Origin of the sequence: Calothrix sp. FACHB-168 (assembly GCF_963889195.1) — a bacterium.
In the GTDB taxonomy this organism is placed as follows: Bacteria; Cyanobacteriota; Cyanobacteriia; order Cyanobacteriales; family Nostocaceae; genus Aulosira; species Aulosira anomala_A.
This window is the reverse complement of the sequence record NZ_CAWPNJ010000053.1, coordinates 20,388-38,170: the sequence shown is the minus strand read 5'-3', so window position 1 is coordinate 38,170 and position 17,783 is coordinate 20,388. Positions and strand designations below refer to the sequence as shown.

Genomic DNA, 17,783 nt, shown 5'->3' with positions numbered 1-17,783 from the left:
AGTCAATAGTCAACGCTATTTTCAAGCAAACATGAAAATCTATCTTTCCAATGCCCAATGCCCAATGCCCATTTTCCAACTAAGTGAAATTTAAGTACCCCATAGATACTATACAATTTCTTCCCTGTGCTTTTGCTTGGTAAAGTCCCATATCAGCCGCAGCAATTAAGGTATTCTGAGGTAATTGGGGCGTGGGGGTGATAGATGCTAATCCCAGACTGAGGGTAATAAATTTACTGGTTGGGGAATGGGGATGAGGTAATTGTAAGTCAAGAACATGGCGCTGGATATCTTGGGCGATCGCGATCGCTGATTCGACATCAGTATTTGCTAAAATCACTGCAAACTCTTCGCCGCCATAGCGTGCTACTAAGCTAGTAGGATGTTGAACCGCAGCAGAGATAGCTTGCGCAATTTGTCTGAGTGCATCGTCTCCGGCTAGATGCCCTAAACTGTCGTTATAAAGCTTAAAGTAATCGACATCACACAAAATCAAAGAAATTGAGGCGGGTTCTTCGAGCGATCGCTGCCATTGCCCATTCAAGGTATCATCAAAACAGCGTCTATTGGCTACTTGAGTGAGTCCATCAGAAGATGCGAGACGCTGTAATTCTTGATTTGCATCTTGTAATTGCTGGTAAAGTTCCGATTGTTGAATTGCGATCGCTGCTTGTCCGGCAAGCTGGTTAAATAAATTAATTTCTGATTGTTGCCATAATCTTGTGTGACTGCATTGATGGGCAATTAACAGTCCCCATAAACATTCTTTTTGCAAAATTGGGACTACCAAATTGGCTCTGATTTGTAAATGGTGCAACATCTCAAGATGACAGGGTGATAATCCAGCAGTTTCTATATCCGCGATCGCTCTACTATTACCTTGTTGGTAGTATGTTGCACGATCGGACTGAAAACAAGTATCAACAATATGCAATCCTAAAATAGAATTACACCCTGGTGATAAAGATTCAACAGCAACTGAGCCACTCCAATCTTGCTCAAACCTATAAATTATGACTCTATCTACTTGAAACAATTGTCTGACTTCATCAGCAGTGGTTTGCAAAATTTCTGCTAAATTTAACGATTCACGAATTCTTTGCGCTACCGATGCGATAACTTTTTCTGACTGCGTTTGCTGTTTAATTAATTGTCCTAAATTTTTATTACCGGGTAAGATAATAATTGAGCGAGCGTCCTCAAATTGTGGTGTTGTCTTCACAGGTACTAAATTAGGTTTAGCAATCAAATAACCTTGCGCCAGCGTAGCACCGCGTTGTTTTAACCAATTTAATTCTTCAATATTTTCAATTCCTTCAGCAACGGTTTGAATATTTAATTGCTGAGTAATTTCTAACAGCTTTTCGGTAATGGAAGCTTTGTAAATATCTTGATGGACATTGCGAATTAATTGCATATCTAACTTCACAAAGTCTGGACGTAGCTGATGCAGCAAATTCAAGCCAGAATAGCCAGAACCCAAGTCATCGAGGGCAATTAAAAATCCTGCATCTCGGTAGTATTTCAAGACAGTTTTCAAATGCTCTAAATCTTGAGGATTTTCTGATTCAACAACTTCAAATACTACCTGTTCGTGAGAAATTCCTACTCGATCGATTGCCTCTACTGTACTGCGCAGACAAGAAGTTGGATCGTAAACTGCTGTGGGAGAAAAATTGATAAATATCCGACCGTTAACGGCATACTGACTAAATTTATCGATGGTATTTAGGCGGGCAAATTGGTCAATTTGTGGTAATATTCCTGCTTCAGTTGCTAACTCTAAAATTGATGCTGGTAAGACTAAATCGCCTTTTTCATCTAATCCACGCAATAGGGATTCATAACCGTAAATTTTAGATGTATCATTAATTAAAACAATGGGTTGAAAATAACTGATAAATCTTTCCTTGCTTAACATCTCTAGCAACCATTCTGCTTGACCAAATTTGATAAAGCGTTGCAAGGAAGCCATATCGCTAAAATCATGAAGTTGCGGTTGGATAGTACCCTTCATAAACAAAGCTTGAGTTTCTTTTAACTCTCTCGGTGCTAAGAATTTAGTCAAATTAAACGCAATTTCTTGTGCTTGTTCGTATTGACAATTTAAACTTAAACCAGAGCGCGCTGACATTAATTCATAGTCAACAGCAATATGCTTGAGATATGAGGTGACTTTTTTGAGAGTATGGGGAATAGGAAACCACAGAAAGAGCCTGCCTGCTTCCCTATTCTTGCACCATCTAATTTGGCGACAAGTGCAAATTTTGGAATTAGGACATTCTTGGCTCATGGAAGATCACCTCAATGGATAGGTTTTTTCTAGTATTCCCAGTTTTTTATCTCCAGAAAAACACTGCACTTTCCATCGATGAAGATTTGATGTGTGAGATATTCAGCTACTTATTACGTATGTGTATTAATTTTGACCTTAGCTTCATAAATTTTTATAATCAGCTGCAATGGAAATTTAGCGCAAAATAGAAATGTCAATTGTTCTCAATTTCATCTTGACTGAAGCTAACCCAGTGCGCAATTTGCAAGAAACTCATTTAAACCGTGCTCGTGCTAGTCTCCGACAAACCTTGTCTTGGTATGGATATCTTCGCAAATCAGGACAACTCGCATCTAACCCAGAATTGGCGGGTTTGGTGAAGCCGGAATTGGAAGCTTTGAGTACTACACTCAACAAGTTAGACTCAAATATCATTAAAATTGCTGCCTTTGGTTTAGTTAGTCGGGGCAAATCGGCAGTATTAAATGCTTTATTAGAAGATAAAATTCTTCAAACTGGCCCCCTCAATGGGGTGACACAATGGCCGCGTTCTGTACGCTGGCAACCAGGAGGTAAAGTACAAGTAGAATTAATTGATACTCCTGGCTTAGATGAAATTGAGGGGGAATCGCGGGCAAACATGGCGCGGGAAGTAGCGCGGCAAGCAGATTTAATATTATTTGTTGTTTCTGGCGATATTACCAGAACAGAGTATCAAGCGTTACTAGAGTTACGCCAGTCACAAAAACCCCTAATTTTAGTATTTAACAAAATCGATTTGTACCCAGATACAGATAGGGCAGCAATTTACGCTAATTTACAGCAATTAGGAGCCGGACATCCCCAAGCCCAGCCGTTATTACCTGATGAAATTGTTATGGTAGCGGCGGAACCAGCACCAATGGAAGTGCGGGTAGAGTGGCCTGATGGTCGGGTAAGCTATGAATGGGAGACACCACCAACCCAAGTAGAGGAACTCAAACAGACAATTTTAAATATACTGAATCGGGAAGGGCGATCGCTCTTAGCGTTAAATGCACTAATTCAAGCTAGGGAAGCAGAAGCCGCGATCGCGCAAAAAACAGTTGATTTACGCGAACAAGAAGCGGAAAATATTATTTGGCAATTTACTAAGTATAAAGCTTTGGTAGTTGGGTTAAATCCCATTGCTGTTTTAGATATTTTAGGTGGCACCATTGCCGATTTATTATTAATTCGCGCCTTAGCTAGGTTATATGGCTTACCCATCACCAGCTATGAAGCCGGAAAAATCCTCAAAACGATTTTATTGAGTTCTGGCGGCTTATTACTCAGCGAATTAGGCAGTAGTTTATTATTTGGCTTAAGTAAAAGTACAGCCGCCCTAACTAGCGGCGATAATCCTGTTAATATTACCGCTTCTTTCGGCAGTGCGATCGCTCAAGGTGGAATTGCCGGTTATGGAGCCTATGCTGTAGGTAAAGCCGCCCAAGTTTATCTGCAACAAGGCTGCACTTGGGGACAATTAGGCGCTAACACCGTCATTCAAGAAATTCTCTCCCAAGTCGAACCGAATACTATTGTCTATCGCCTGCGCCAGGAGTTAGGCGGGTAGAGGGGCAGGGGGCAGGGGGCAGGGGGAAGGGGGACAATTGTACAGACGCGATTCATCGCGTCTCTGACAAATGACAAATGACAAATGACAAATGACAACTAACAACGATACCAGCACCTCGGCACAAACTCAATCGCGCAAGGCGGAACATATTCGCATTTGCTTAGAAGAAGATGTTCAATGTCACGAAATCACCAATGGATTAGAACGCTATCGCTTTACTCACTGCTGTTTACCAGAAATCGATCGCAATGATATAGATATTAGTACCCAGTTCTTAGGTAAATCTCTGGGCGCACCGTTGTTAATTTCTTCTATGACGGGAGGCACTGAACAAGCTGGTATCATCAATCGCCGGTTAGCAGAAGTCGCTCAAGTTTATAAATTAGCGATGGGTGTCGGTTCCCAACGTGTAGCGGTGGAAAAACCTCAGGTGGCTGATACTTTTGCGATGCGTAAGTATGCGCCCGATGTGCCGTTATTTGCTAATTTGGGCGCTGTGCAACTTAACTATAAGTATGGTGTAGATGAATGTTTGCGGGTAGTCGAAATTCTGGAAGCTGATGCTTTGATTTTGCACCTCAATCCTCTGCAAGAATGCATTCAATCTCGCGGAGATACTAATTTTCGCGGCTTACTTGACAAGATAGCAGATGTATGCTTTAATGTGCCAGTACCAGTGATTGCCAAGGAAGTAGGTAATGGAATTTCTGCCGCAATGGCAGAGAAATTGCTGGCGGCTGGGGTAGCGGCGATTGATGTAGCTGGCGCTGGGGGTACTTCTTGGGCGAAGGTGGAAAGCGAACGAGCAGATAATATATTACAACGCCGCTTGGGTAGGACTTTTGCAGATTGGGGTTTGCCTACAGCAGATTGTATTACAAATATTCGCGCGATCGCTCCTGATGTCCCCTTAATTGCGTCTGGCGGGTTGCGTCATGGATTAGATGCGGCAAAAGCAATTGCTTTAGGTGCAAATATCGCCGGATTAGCCATGCCATTTTTGCAAGCCGCCGTTGTTTCAGAAGCTGCATTGGTGGATTTAGTTGAGTTGTTAATAGCCGAAATCACGACAGTTTTATTCTGTACGGGGAATGCTAATTTAAATCAATTGCAGCATTCTGACAGTCTAGTGCAATCAAAGGCGATGTGAAATTCTGTGCTAACTCTTCTAAAGCGATACGGCACACATTTATATCTTCATCAACAGTTGCACGGTGTTGCAAGAAGCCGATGGTGTCGGGATGATGTGGAAAATTGCCAACTAATTCTTGCAAGCTGACACTGCGTACATGCCAATTTTCATCACCAATAGCGCGTTCTTTCAAGAAGCCAATGATATCAGCATCGTCTTGAAAGTTACGCGCTAATTCTCTAATTGCGGTGCAGCGTAACTGGGAATTATCATTAACAGTAGCGCGTTCTTTTAACCAATATGTGATTTTTAAGTCATCTTTCCAAGTAGCTGCAATTGCTGCGACTGCTTGTGTTTTAATTTCTGCTACTAGTTTGGCGGCTTCACCAGGAAATAAATATTCATAGTAATACAGTAGATTGTATTGTGTAATATTCTGTAACTGCTCAAGTAAATGATTTGCTGTTGACGCAATTACTGCCCGGTTTTTTACTTCTGCTAAACATTTAGCAGCTAAAAATAAATTGATAAATTTCTTACCTGCGCCATTTTGATTCATTAAAAAATCAATAATTATCCCTACAAACTTAGCGTCAATCATCCCCGCAATCAGGCGCAATACTTCATGCCAAGTTTCATCCTGCCAATATTTACCAAATACTTCTAATTTGAGTTGTTCTAAAGAAAGCGTTTGCGTTTCTTTAAACCTCCAGACAAATTCCCAAGCACAAAAATATTCTAAAAATGTGCGATGGACAAAAGCATAGTAATCTGCACCTAAATAACACAACATAAAGTTACGGGTTCGCAGTTGATGAATTAATACTTTGGCTTTATCTCTAGCATTACTAACTTCAATACTTTTCAAATATGTAGTAAAAATCTGCTCTAAGTTTCTAGCAGTCATTAAATTCCCGGCAAACTCTTGATTACTGGTTTGCATATAATAAGCAACTTGGCGTAACATTGCTTGTTTATCTTGATAATCAATTGTTGCTGGCATATATCGTTCATTCATTAAGGCGCGTTCTACATCCCATTTATACAGCAATAATTCTGAAGCCTTTTTATATAATTTCGCTCTATCTCTTGGTAATTCTTGGTTACGGTTAAGAATTGCCATCATTGTTAATAGCAAGGGGTTAGCTGCTAATTCGGCAATTGCTTTGGAAGTTTTGATTGATTTTTGAAATCGTTGTTTTCTTCTTTGTTTATCTGCCGCAAATGTAAAAGTTAAATTATGCCAGCGATTGATAAAATCTTGAATTTGTTCGTTATTTAAATCTTGCAGCATAAAGTGGCGAAATTGCGCATCTCGCAAACGTTGGGGTTTATAACCAATGATGCGAGAAGTTACAATTACTTGAACATTAGGATAATCGTTAGTAAAGCAATGGATAGCTGTAATTATATCGTCGCGTTGTCCAGTATCGAATACTTCATCTAAACCATCAAACATCACTAAAGCATTACCAGCTTTTAGCTGTGCTTGTAATTGATGCTGATTGAGGTGAGAAATTGCACCGGGACTTTGATGAAAAAATTCCAAAAAGTTTTTGCAATGTCCATCGTTATAATTGCGGATATAAGCGCGTAATTCAATTAGTAACGGAATGGCTGGAACATCGAATCCAGGTTTACCGATTTTATCGAGAGTCTTTTCTACCCAATCTAAAGCTAGGTATTGTAATAATGTAGATTTACCCGAACCTGGATCGCCTAAAATAACTATATATTGATAAGTTTCCGGTTGATTGATAATTTCCAACACCGAACGCATTGGTTGTTCCAAATAAGCCCGTTTATATAGTTCTATTTCTTCAGGAATAATTGCTGCTGATTCTAGTTGATGATTTGCTTGTAATCGCCGCAAATGTTCTTTAGGTAGTTCGTAAACTTGAGGTAATACTTGATGAATTTCGCGGACATTCGGCGGAGTAAATATCTGCCACAATCGCAGTTCGTTATAAGCATAACCACTGGTATCTAAACTATCTAATTTTAAATTGACATAGCACTCGCGAATTGCTTCTTGATATTTGCGTAAGTCAAAATCAGGAATAATACCAACTGTTGCTTGGGTATATTTCTCAATGGCTTTGAGATTACGTGTGTTAAGTAACTCTCGTAAATCTTCTGTTTCCGAAAGAATCTGCTGACATTTTCTTAAATAACGATCTGCTACTAATTGCCAATTAAATTTAGCTGGTAAAGTAGGTAAATACAAGTATTCCCAGATACTCTCTAGGCTTTGGTAATCTATTTCATCACAATCGATATCAAAACCTTTCGCTAAGATTTCTTGCACAGATTTGTGGTGAATAAACTGCTTTAGCGGTTCAGCAAATATATTGATATCTTCATCCGCTAGCTTGCGTAAATTTAATTCATCTTCAATTAATTGCAGAAATTCTCTAAGCGCTTTAGCAACAGCTTTCTGCATTTTATCTTGCTGTAACATTGTTGCTACCTTCTGCAATCTATTTTTCAAAAAATCCTTAGCATATTCTTTAGTGATGTCTTTAAAAAAGTCTTCGTTGACGATAGACTTAACTAGCAAACCCACAGCATTTTTTGCTACCAAACCAACTATCCATTCCAGCATAAAACTTTTACCTGTAATCGCTCTTGACTACGAGTATACACACCAGATTTAGTAATTTTCTTCCATATTTAGGTGATTAAATAAATAATATTCCTTGAGAGATATATCTCTTGCAAATACTCTTGACTCTATTCTTAAGATGTAGCGTTAGCAATATAAGTTCCCATCATTAAGGATGTAAGTATTTAAATGATTAGGGTAATATAATCAACAAAAATTACTAGTTAAATAAACTATGTAATTATAAGTATTTTTTTCTAAAATATTACTTACAATACTCTAATTATCCGCGTTTTTTGGCATGAAGAATTATAGGTAAATACTTGTGTATAACCTCAATTGATATTTAAGTGTCAGGACTTACGCAAATGTAAGGTCAAAATGAACCGCAGAGGACGCAGAGTACACAGAGAGAAGTCTGAGTGCCGGCTTGCGGCGATAATAACTTCGCTGGAAATAATAGTTTGAGAGATTTTATGCATAAGTCCTAAGTGTATTAAATTTTTTTAATGAATTTATGTTTTTTAGCAAAAATTCCAAATATTCTGCTTTGTAAAAACATGAAAATTGCTATATGTCTAAATCTATTACAAACTGCAACTATTCCTGAAAAATAAATAGCTTTTGGCGACTAATTAAGTATTTATTTGCCGAAAATAGTAGGATTTTAAACGTAAAAAATACATAAGTTTTATTAACAAAAGTGGTGACATTTTTACCTAATTTTGTCCCAAGTTCCATAATAGAACTGAGAGTCATCGAAAAAGGAATGGTTGACTATGTATCTAACCGATCCACCTCATTCCCCTAAATAATAGGACTTACGCGCTGAAGCCTGAAACCCCGATCCCCCCTAACCCCCCTTAAAAAGGGGGGAACATCTAAAGCCCCCTTTTTAAGGGGGTTGGGGGATCTGAGTGCGTAAGTTCTGAATAAGTCTTGCAGCTTAACCTGGTTTTTCCTACCTTCTCATCCCTTGGGTTTCCCAGCCACCAGAGATTGTTTGCCATCCAAGTTACTTTGTAGTATATTTGTAGTATATAAACCTTACTGCTGAGGCGGTAATAATTTGTTGCATCAATAATCAAGGAAGTTATTATGGTTCCCCGAGAACGTATCCGAAATATTGGTATTTCTGCTCACATCGACTCTGGTAAAACTACACTGTCAGAGCGCATTCTCTTCTATACAGGCAGAATCCATGCAATTGAAGAAGTACGGGGAGGTGGCAAGGGTGCAACGATGGATTTTATGCCTGAAGAAAAATTACATGGTATTACCATTACTTCAGCCGCGACAACTTGTCAGTGGCACGATACGCAAATTAATTTAATTGATACACCAGGACATGTTGATTTTACGATAGAAGTAGAGCGCGCTCTGCGGGTATTGGATGGGGCGGTAATGGTGCTGTGTGCGGTGGCGGGGGTGCAATCCCAATCGATTACTGTGGATCGCCAGATGAAGCGCTATCGCGTACCCCGGATTGCATTTATCAACAAAATGGATCGCATCGGTGCAAATCCATTTCGGGTGGTGCAAGCTATGCGCGATCGCTTGCAATTGAATGCCATACTACTTCAGTATCCTATTGGTAGTGAAGATCAATTTCAAGGGGTAATTGACCTGATTGAAATGGAAGCTTCCTATTTTGCAGGCGAAAACGGCGAAAATTGGATTAAACAGCCAATTACTGACGCCATACTGGAAGAAGCACAGCAAGCCAGAGAAAAACTGCTGGATGCTTTGTCATTCTTCTCGGAACCGATGACGGAGATGTTGTTGGAAGGTAAGGAAGTTCCCAAAGAACTAATTTGGCAAACTATTCGCCAAGCCACCTTAACTTTGCAACTGACACCAGTATTGCTAGGTTCGGCATTCAAAAATAAAGGCGTGCAAAATTTACTAGATGCGATCGCCTATTATCTCCCATCGCCGGTAGACAGGGAAATCGTCAAAACTGTAGAGTCTGTTAGCCTTTATCCCAATCCTGACGATCCTTTAGTGGCGTTAGCCTTTAAACTCACTGTAGAATCCTTTGGACAGTTAACCTACACCCGAATTTATTCGGGGACATTAAAACAGGGTGACACTGTTTACAACGCCCGTACTCAACAACGGGTGCAAATTGGGCGCTTGGTGAGAATGCACGCCAATAAGCGCGAAGAGGTGAAGGTTGCTGAAGCTGGAGATATTATCGCCATGCTGGGTATCGATTGTGCTTCTGGGGATACATTTTACTCTGGAGAAACACTGGTATTTTTAGAAAAAATGTATGTGCCAGAGCCAGTAATTACACTGGCAGTGACGCCGAAAAAACAAGAAGATAGCGATCGCCTTTCTAAAGCACTCAATCGTTTCCAAAAAGAAGATCCTACCTTTAAGTTGAGCATAGATCCCGAATCAGGGGCGACTCTAATTTCGGGGATGGGCGAACTGCATTTAGAAATCTACTTGGAGCGCATTCAACGGGAATATAACACGGAGGTATATGTTGGTAAACCCGCAGTTGCCTATCGGGAAACAATTGGTCAAAAAGCATACTTTGATTATCGGCTGAGAAAACAAAGCGGTGGTTCTGGACAATACGCCCATGTCAGTGGTTGGATTGAACCCACAGAAGAACCCTTTGTATTTGAAAACCGAGTAGTTGGCGGTGCAATTCCCAAAGAATATATTCCTGGTTGCGAGAAAGGTTTCCGCGAAGCTATGCAATCGGGGCCTTTAGAAGGTTATCCTGTCACTGGGGTAAAAGTCGTTCTCGAAAGCGGTTCCTATCACTCAGTAGATTCGTCAGAATTGGCTTTTCGTTCAGCTTCCCATCAAGCCTTAGAAGAAGCGATTAGCAAAGCCAAAGCCTATATTCTCGAACCAATTATGCTTGTAGAAGTGGAAACACCCAACGAGTATTTAGGTAGAGTTCAGGGCGATATTTCCTCCCGTCGCGGTTTGCTGTTGGGTTCCCAAACTATGCAAACATACTCAGTGATTCGGGCGGAAGTACCCCTCGCGCGCATGTTTGGTTATTCTACAGACTTGCGATCGCAAACTGCGGGTATGGCAACTTTCACAATGGAATTTGCCTGTTATAGACAAGCTAGTAACCAATAGTTGATATAACAAGAAGGTAGACAATATTGTTTACCTTTTTGTTAATTTCCGGAGTTTTTACTACTGCGGTAAAAATTCTAACTTACCTTGCTTGCTTATGAATATTCCCCAAAGTCAATCAATAGCAGATGGGTTAACAGATACATCCATCAACAAAATCTACGATGTTATCATAGTTGGTGCTGGGCCTATTGGTTTAGCTACTGCTGTTGGTTTACGCAAACGTGGTATTGACAATATTCTCGTCATAGATCAAACTCGTGCTTTTCGTCAAGTTGGTCAAGTTGTGGATCTTTTGCCTAACGGATTAAAAGCTCTAAAATATTTAGACGATCGCGCATATCAAGCAGTCAAAACAGCGAGTCTGACTTTCACTAATTACCAGCCTGCTGAAGCAGAGAAAACCACCGCAGTCATTGAACCAAAACTTCCTAAACCTTCACTAGAATGGGTTTCAAAAAACTTTCAGGGGCAGAAAGTTCGCGCAATTCCTCTGAGTTTTGATGTTTGGTTTAGTGAGTATGGCGAAGGTCGAGTTTCCATTTCTTGGTATAATTTACAAACTGCCTTAAGGCAACTACTTCCAGAAGACCAAGTTAAACCCAATCACCGTTGTATTAATGTAGTAGATGAGCCAGAATTAGGCTGCATTCGCATCGATTGCGTTAGTAGTGCGAATGTTGAGGCTAATCCCTATGCATATTGGTCAGATACACAGTCTGAAAATTCAGACAGTACGCCTCAACCATCAATAACAAAATCATTCCGAGCTAAGTTAATTGTTGCCGCAGACGGGATTAACTCTACAGTGCGTCAGATACTTTATGCGGATAGCTCTAACCTACCTTTTGCCACACCCCAATATTCTGGATTTGCGGCAATATCTTGTCGAGAAATACCCGATATTCCCCAAGAAATGCGATCGCATATTGAAGAAAAATTTTTGGCAGGCTCACCAATTCTTACAGTAGCAAACTACGATCTGAGCAATCGCGCTTTTAGCGAAACACCCAGAATGTTGTTAATGAATAGACAAAGTATGGGCTATTTACTGCATGTAGCTGTACCTTTGGAGTCAGTATCAGGGAAGTGTGGTAGTGATTTGCGTAACTTAGGGCTGCAAGAGTTAGAAAAAGCTGGATTTCCTAAAGTACTACAAGAATTAGTGCAATTATCTCCACCAGAAAATATTTTTCAACGTCCTTATTACATTCATCATGCTGCTATGGATGAAAATATCTTACCAAGTTGGAGTGCAGGACGAGTTGTATTAGTTGGTGATGCTGCACATGGTATGCCTCCTTTTATGGCTCAAGGAGCTAATCAAGGATTAGAAGATGCAATGGTAATGACAACATTAATTACTAATATTGCTCAAGAAGATAATTGGCATAACCAGCAAGCTATAGCCTCAGCTTTTGATAAATATGAACGTCTTCGTCGCCCGTTTATGGAATATATTCAACAGGCAACATTAACCCAATTTCCCCACTCTTCAAACCAAGCATGGCAAGAGTATGGCAACAAAGTCTACAGACGCAACTTTGAGGAAATAACTTCGGAATTATTAGTTTAATTTACACACAAGTAGTTGTGCAAAATAAATAACCAAAAAATTACAAGACTTTGGTGTGTTGGGTTTCGTTCCTCAACCCAACCTACATGTGAAATTTACTAATTCTCATTTTTTTCTCTTCTCTTGGCGTACTTGGCGACTTGGCGGTTCATTAAAAAAATATTTTCACAACTCATACTAATTTTATATGAGGCTGCACATTAACGCCCTCACCCTAGAAGGGTGGGGCTATAATTATAAAGCCTGCCTACGCAGGCTAGATTATATGCATCTTTATATTGAATTGGTATCAGATGGGATTGCTATATTTAGCAGGAATTACGCAAAAATTGCCAAAAAGCTCAATTTATTGAACCGCCAAGACGCCAAGAACGCCAAGAATTCGTAGAGTGTGCGTAAGTCCTATTTAGGTATAACCATTTCATTATTGCTTTGGAAATGCCTACTATCCAAAGTATGAAATCAAATAGTAACCTTAGCTAGTGATAAGAAAAAAATCTGCTAGCTATGATAGTTTAAGCGTATTTTCACAGCCTCTGTTGCCAAGGCTAAGTCATCAAGTAAAAATAAGTAGTGCGAGCATCTTGCTCGCGCGGGCAAGATGCCCGCACTACAAATATTAAATTGTTCAACTTATTTTTACTCGATTCCTAAGTCATAAATTAATTGCCGTGAATTTCAACGTAACAACAATAAGTGGAGCATAATCTATGCAGGCAGATGAACTCCTAAAAAACTATGCCGCAGGTACAAGAGACTTTACGGGTATTAATCTCAGCGAAGCAAATTTGCGAGAAGTAAATCTCAGTGGCGCAATATTAGATAGAGCAATTTTAGATGGTGCTAATTTGAGTCAGGCAAATTTAAGCCACGCTAGCTTAGTTGAGGCAGATTTAAACGGAGCCAATTTGAGTGATGCTAACCTGACTGAAAGTAATTTAACTGGTGCGATATTAGATGGCGCAATATTAGACGGTGCTGTTTTAGATGGCGCGAATTTAACTCAGGCTGATTTAACTGTTGCTAAATTAATTGAAGCAAATCTCAGTGAAGCAGAGTTAACCGAAGCTACTTTAGTTGCTGCAAATTTAGATAAGGCTGATTTGAGCGGTGCAGACTTAACTGTAGCAGATTTGACTCAGGCGAATTTGGCGCAAGCAGACTTAAATCAAGCAAATTTAAGTGGTGCAAATCTAGAAAAAGCTAATTTGGAAGGCACAATTCTAGATGAGAATAGTTAAATGAGTTTTTTGTCCTTTGTTATAGCAATGCAACAAAGATTTGCGGTATATTAATTATTTTTGCTTCAGCAAATTGTTATCAAAACCACCGAATTTAGTCCAGAATAGGAATTGACAAAAAATGCCAAGCGATAAATTATGAGGTGCTTGGCATAGATGCTATTTCAGATAAAAATAATGAGCGAGAATGTTTTATACTCCCAGCAATGCTACAGGAAAATTCGCTCACTATTACTGACGTAAAAGCTGCTTACAATCGGCTTTTGGGAATTTCCCAACAAACACCAGTGCTAACTTCCAGAACAGTGAATGAACTGACTCATAGCGAGGTGTTTTTTAAGTGCGAAAACTTTCAACGTACAGGGGCTTTTAAGTTTAGAGGTGCATACAATGCATTAACACAGCTATCTCCAGCCCAAAAACAACAAGGGGTGATTACTTTTTCATCGGGGAATCATGCACAGGCGATCGCACTAGCAGGAAAATTACTCAATATCCCCACAACTATTGTCATGCCCGATGATGCACCCGCAGTCAAGCAAACAGCTACTCGCAGTTATGGGGCGGAGGTGATTCTCTACAATCGACACAATACTAATCGGGAAGAACTAACCCAAAGTTTAGCCCGCGATCGCAACTTGAAACTCATTCCTCCTTACGATCATCCCCATATCGTCGCCGGACAAGGTACAGCTGCTTTAGAATTAATCCAGGAAGTAGGCGAACTCGACTTTTTATTAGTACCTTGCGGTGGTGGTGGTTTACTATCCGGATGTGCGATCGCAACTAAAGCACTATCGCCAAAATGTCGGGTAATTGGCGTTGAACCAGAATTAGCCGATGATGCTACTCGTTCCTTTTACAGCAAAACTCTGCAAACTGTCCATAACCCAAATACCATCGCTGATGGTGCGCGTACTCCTAGCTTGGGGAAAATTACCTTTCCTATCATCTTGAATTACGTTGATGATATGGTCACAGTCTCAGAATCAGCAATTATCCGCACCATGTTTTTTCTTTGGGAACGCCTCAAAATAGTTGTTGAACCCACAGGAGTATTAGCCGCAGCAGCTTTACTAGAAGGTATTGTCACAGTACCAGTAGCCAGGATTGGAATTATTCTCAGTGGCGGAAATGTCGATTTAACAGAGATTCACAACCTCAAACAATAGCCTATCACTGCGGGGAGGGGGTAGGGGGCAGGGAAGCAAATTACGTATTGAATAGGCATTTTTTAGTATCAGTAATTACCATTACTTAAATATTAAATCTTGTTGAATAATTTGTGGGGTAAGACCCCGCAATTGAAAAAATAGATTTAAAGTTTTGCAATTAATTTTATGAGGATTTTTTAGATTACTTGTGACGACGTAATGCTCAAGTTAGAATATGATTGTTTATCAACAAAATAAACTATATTTTTGGCGATAGTCAGCCCTAATTGAACGTGTGAATTATCCAGTAAATCTACATGTATATGCCCCAGCACTGATATCTTTAGAAGAACGTGACTGGAAAGTTATGACTGAATTATTTGACAGGGAAGATAGTGATGAAATTGAAACTGATATCCGTAATAGTTTACTGTTGATGATTCCTGAACCATGTTGGGAAGACGATCCTTTTGACTTCCTGAGTGAATATCTTTAAAAATTTAGTTTTTGGCAACTTTTAAACAACATTTAAACTACTGAGGAAAATACGTAAGTAAATTGGTGTAATTCAAGATAACTGGCGTTCGCGTAGCGTCTCCGACAGGAGAAGTCTGTCATTCTTACAAAGTTCTGATCGCCGGAAGCCGGCGCTCAGACTTTGCGCTTTGTCATTTATCATTTGTCAACAATGCACTGAGAGCTACAAGAAGTGTAGTCATTTATTCCCCTTCCCTTATCCCCCTTCTCCCCTGCATAAATTTATTTTCCCTAAAAATTAATCTCTATTAATACCTTGATTTCCAACCTAAATTTACGGATACTGAGTAATTGCAGGCATTGCCCCAAAATCAACATGAAATCTCTGCACCGTCCAGATCTCTATGGTTGGTCTCATTTTAATCCCGCTAGAAATATTGATTTCAACGGGATTGCTTGGATTCGTCCCCAAGGGAATATTCTCATCGATCCAGTAGCCTTATCAAACCATGATTGGAATCATATTACATCCCTGGGTGGTGTAGCTTGGATTGTAGTGACAAATTCCGATCATATTAGGTCAACACCAGAAATTGCTAATCAAACTTATGCCAAAATAGCAGCACCAGCAGGGGAGAAAGATAATTTTCCCATAGCTTGCGATCGCTGGTTGGTTGATGGTGAAGAGGTAGTTCCAGGATTGAAGGTGATTGAACTCCAAGGTTCTAAAACCCCTGGTGAATTAGCGCTATTACTAGAAGAAACAACTTTAATTACTGGAGATTTAGTCAGGGCGCACAAAGCCGGGATGTTAACCATTTTACCACAAGAAAAGCTGGAAAATCGCCAAGAAGCAGTGGCATCTGTGCAGAGATTAGCAGCGCTGACTGAGGTAGAAGCTGTATTAGTCGGGGATGGGTGGTCAATTTTTCGCGATGGACGCGATCGCTTAAAGGAACTTGTGGCAACTTTATAATTGCTGCGGCGATCGGCTTGAGTCAAGATGCGATCGCCAAATAAATTAATTATTAGCGATCCAAACGCGCTTTGAGATCGGCTGCAAAGTCTTCATATCTTCTCAAGGGAGTTACCTCTACCTGAACGCGCTGACCATTTTTTTGCATAATGGGTAAATCCAACAGTATTTGATCCAACAAATCGGGAGTAGGAACATTAACAATCGCAATTACCCTTCTGGTACCAACACACTTCCACAAATCTACAACTACCCCTGCTTCTTTTGCTTTGAGCGCCGCATCAGCTTCTTCCGCCCAAATTGCAAATAGTTCTTTCTGAGATATATCATCAGCATATTCTACTTGAAAATCTAAGTGGTACAGCATAATAATTCACTTCTTTAACCAACCACTAGATATAGTATCAGGATGATTGCTTAGAGACGCGATGAACCCTTGTCTGTACAATTGTCATTGGTAAGATTTTTTAGATTAATCGTCATCATCGTCATCTACAGAATTTAGTGATTCCTCAGTAGTTCCAGATTTATGATGACTTTTATGGCTAAAAAATAGGCGTTTGAGCTTTTTTACGCCACTTAAGGTTATTAAAGTCAGTATTCCTCCTAATAATCCCATTTGCCACAAACCACAGCCAATAGCTGCACCTAATCCCGCCGCAGTCCAAATACAAGCAGCAGTGGTTAAGCCACGTACTTTTGGCGTAGTCGATTTTCTTGGCGATTCTTGAAGAATCAACCCCGCACCGAGAAACCCTACACCAGTAGCTACACCTTGAATTGTGCGACTCAACGCATTGGTAGACGCAAAGGTACTATCGCCTTCAGCCTGCAAAGGTATCATGACAAATAAGGCCGCTCCCATACTTACCAGCATGAACGTTCTCATCCCTGCTGGTCTACCTCCTTGCTGACGATTCCAGCCGATCGTGCAGCCTACTATCAAGGCTAGAGTCAGTCTGAAGCCTATATCTAGCCAATCATCAGCATGAATTAACATCGGCCCCATTATTATATTGCTCCTAGCGAGATAACTGAATTTTGCGCCTATTCTCCATAGACTGAAGCGCGATCGCTATTTTTTTACAGTTTAAGTTAAGTAAATTAGTATACATAAAAATCCTATCAGGCTCGTCCTCTTAGGGATAGAAACTTTCTCTGAGCATGAGAAAACCCCCTTGCTAGACTCAGAAGAATATGCGATACTTTTTATCCAGGGCTTAAATACAGTATGTCTATCGTCTTACCGTAGTTTACAGGTATAAGACTTATGCAGCTATTATCGTCCATTACCAGCCAAAATTATAGATATTGTTTAGTAGAATTTATGACTAATAAATATTGCTGTATCGACAGTAACAGTAATTATAAATAGATTGTGAAATATTACATAAAAGTTTGTCAACTGTTAATACTCAACAGGCAAAACTGATACTTTTCCCAACCGTAATAGTATTGGGATAAAACTAATCGTTCAAAGTACTAGTAATCAAGTTTATACCTCCGTTCCTGTGTAGCAGATGGATATTTATATTCATCTGCTACCTTTCTCAAAAATGGACTCAGCTATTTCTGAAAATTGGATTTAATTAAGTCAGGAAAAATGCTTCTTACCTCTTTTTGTAGGTGATAAATATTT

12 protein-coding genes are annotated in these 17,783 nt (G+C 39.9%); 8 read left to right on the top strand and 4 right to left on the bottom strand.

The window, feature by feature from the left end:
• Nucleotides 1–79 precede the first annotated feature (79 nt).
• A complete protein-coding gene (locus AACW45_RS28820) occupies nucleotides 80–2,293 on the bottom strand; it encodes an EAL domain-containing protein (protein WP_190636340.1) in 2,214 nt (737 codons plus the stop codon).
• Between the two features lie 193 nt (nucleotides 2,294–2,486).
• Between AACW45_RS28820 and AACW45_RS28815 the strand changes: the two genes are divergently transcribed.
• Together AACW45_RS28815 and fni are read left to right on the top strand one after the other, a co-directional pair.
• Nucleotides 2,487–3,869, top strand: coding sequence for a GTP-binding protein (locus tag AACW45_RS28815; RefSeq protein WP_190636338.1), 1,383 nt, complete (start codon nucleotides 2,487–2,489; stop codon nucleotides 3,867–3,869).
• A gap of 91 nt (nucleotides 3,870–3,960) precedes the next feature.
• On the top strand, nucleotides 3,961–5,022 hold the full coding sequence (fni, locus tag AACW45_RS28810; RefSeq protein WP_190636335.1) for a type 2 isopentenyl-diphosphate Delta-isomerase: 1,062 nt from the start codon (nucleotides 3,961–3,963) through the stop codon (nucleotides 5,020–5,022).
• Here fni and AACW45_RS28805 read toward each other — a convergent pair.
• Complete coding sequence (locus tag AACW45_RS28805; RefSeq protein WP_190636334.1) at nucleotides 4,967–7,609, bottom strand: NACHT domain-containing protein; 2,643 nt, start codon at nucleotides 7,607–7,609, stop codon at nucleotides 4,967–4,969. The genes fni and AACW45_RS28805 overlap by 56 nt on opposite strands.
• 1,098 nt (nucleotides 7,610–8,707) lie before the next feature.
• Here AACW45_RS28805 and fusA point away from each other — a divergent pair.
• The 6 genes from fusA to AACW45_RS28775 all read left to right on the top strand — a co-directional run bounded on the left by fusA (nucleotide 8,708) and on the right by AACW45_RS28775 (nucleotide 16,144).
• Nucleotides 8,708–10,720 carry an elongation factor G gene (gene fusA / locus AACW45_RS28800; protein ID WP_190636332.1) on the top strand — a complete coding sequence of 671 codons (2,013 nt, stop codon included), beginning with the start codon at nucleotides 8,708–8,710 and terminating at the stop codon, nucleotides 10,718–10,720.
• Between the two features lie 97 nt (nucleotides 10,721–10,817).
• Complete coding sequence (locus tag AACW45_RS28795) at nucleotides 10,818–12,296, top strand: FAD-dependent oxidoreductase (RefSeq protein WP_190636330.1); 1,479 nt, start codon at nucleotides 10,818–10,820, stop codon at nucleotides 12,294–12,296.
• Between the two features lie 710 nt (nucleotides 12,297–13,006).
• On the top strand, nucleotides 13,007–13,537 hold the full coding sequence (locus tag AACW45_RS28790) for a pentapeptide repeat-containing protein (protein WP_190636328.1): 531 nt from the start codon (nucleotides 13,007–13,009) through the stop codon (nucleotides 13,535–13,537).
• A gap of 206 nt (nucleotides 13,538–13,743) precedes the next feature.
• Nucleotides 13,744–14,709 carry a threo-3-hydroxy-L-aspartate ammonia-lyase gene (locus AACW45_RS28785; protein WP_190636326.1) on the top strand — a complete coding sequence of 322 codons (966 nt, stop codon included), beginning with the start codon at nucleotides 13,744–13,746 and terminating at the stop codon, nucleotides 14,707–14,709.
• A gap of 277 nt (nucleotides 14,710–14,986) precedes the next feature.
• Entirely contained in the window at nucleotides 14,987–15,187 is a 201-nt protein-coding gene (locus AACW45_RS28780; RefSeq protein ID WP_190636323.1) for a hypothetical protein, read from the top strand.
• Nucleotides 15,188–15,544: 357 nt separating this feature from the next.
• Nucleotides 15,545–16,144 (top strand): MBL fold metallo-hydrolase, encoded by a 600-nt coding sequence (locus tag AACW45_RS28775; protein WP_190636321.1) that lies wholly within the window; start codon nucleotides 15,545–15,547, stop codon nucleotides 16,142–16,144.
• A gap of 52 nt (nucleotides 16,145–16,196) precedes the next feature.
• Here AACW45_RS28775 and AACW45_RS28770 read toward each other — a convergent pair whose 3' ends face one another.
• Entirely contained in the window at nucleotides 16,197–16,511 is a 315-nt protein-coding gene (locus AACW45_RS28770; protein ID WP_190636319.1) for a muconolactone Delta-isomerase family protein, read from the bottom strand.
• 105 nt (nucleotides 16,512–16,616) lie between these two features.
• Nucleotides 16,617–17,153 carry an MgtC/SapB family protein gene (locus AACW45_RS28765; RefSeq protein ID WP_199331252.1) on the bottom strand — a complete coding sequence of 179 codons (537 nt, stop codon included), beginning with the start codon at nucleotides 17,151–17,153 and terminating at the stop codon, nucleotides 16,617–16,619.
• Nucleotides 17,154–17,783 lie beyond the last annotated feature (630 nt).

Coding starts and splice junctions, on each gene's coding strand:
- AACW45_RS28815 (WP_190636338.1), top strand. CDS start 2,487: ATGTCAATTGTTCTCAATTTCATCTTGACTGAAGCTAACCCAGTGCGC.
- fusA (WP_190636332.1), top strand. CDS start 8,708: ATGGTTCCCCGAGAACGTATCCGAAATATTGGTATTTCTGCTCACATC.
- AACW45_RS28775 (WP_190636321.1), top strand. CDS start 15,545: ATGAAATCTCTGCACCGTCCAGATCTCTATGGTTGGTCTCATTTTAAT.
- AACW45_RS28785 (WP_190636326.1), top strand. CDS start 13,744: ATGCTACAGGAAAATTCGCTCACTATTACTGACGTAAAAGCTGCTTAC.
- fni (WP_190636335.1), top strand. CDS start 3,961: ATGACAACTAACAACGATACCAGCACCTCGGCACAAACTCAATCGCGC.
- AACW45_RS28765 (WP_199331252.1), bottom strand. CDS start 17,153: ATGGGGCCGATGTTAATTCATGCTGATGATTGGCTAGATATAGGCTTC.
- AACW45_RS28770 (WP_190636319.1), bottom strand. CDS start 16,511: ATGCTGTACCACTTAGATTTTCAAGTAGAATATGCTGATGATATATCT.
- AACW45_RS28790 (WP_190636328.1), top strand. CDS start 13,007: ATGCAGGCAGATGAACTCCTAAAAAACTATGCCGCAGGTACAAGAGAC.
- AACW45_RS28795 (WP_190636330.1), top strand. CDS start 10,818: ATGAATATTCCCCAAAGTCAATCAATAGCAGATGGGTTAACAGATACA.
- AACW45_RS28820 (WP_190636340.1), bottom strand. CDS start 2,293: ATGAGCCAAGAATGTCCTAATTCCAAAATTTGCACTTGTCGCCAAATT.
- AACW45_RS28805 (WP_190636334.1), bottom strand. CDS start 7,609: ATGCTGGAATGGATAGTTGGTTTGGTAGCAAAAAATGCTGTGGGTTTG.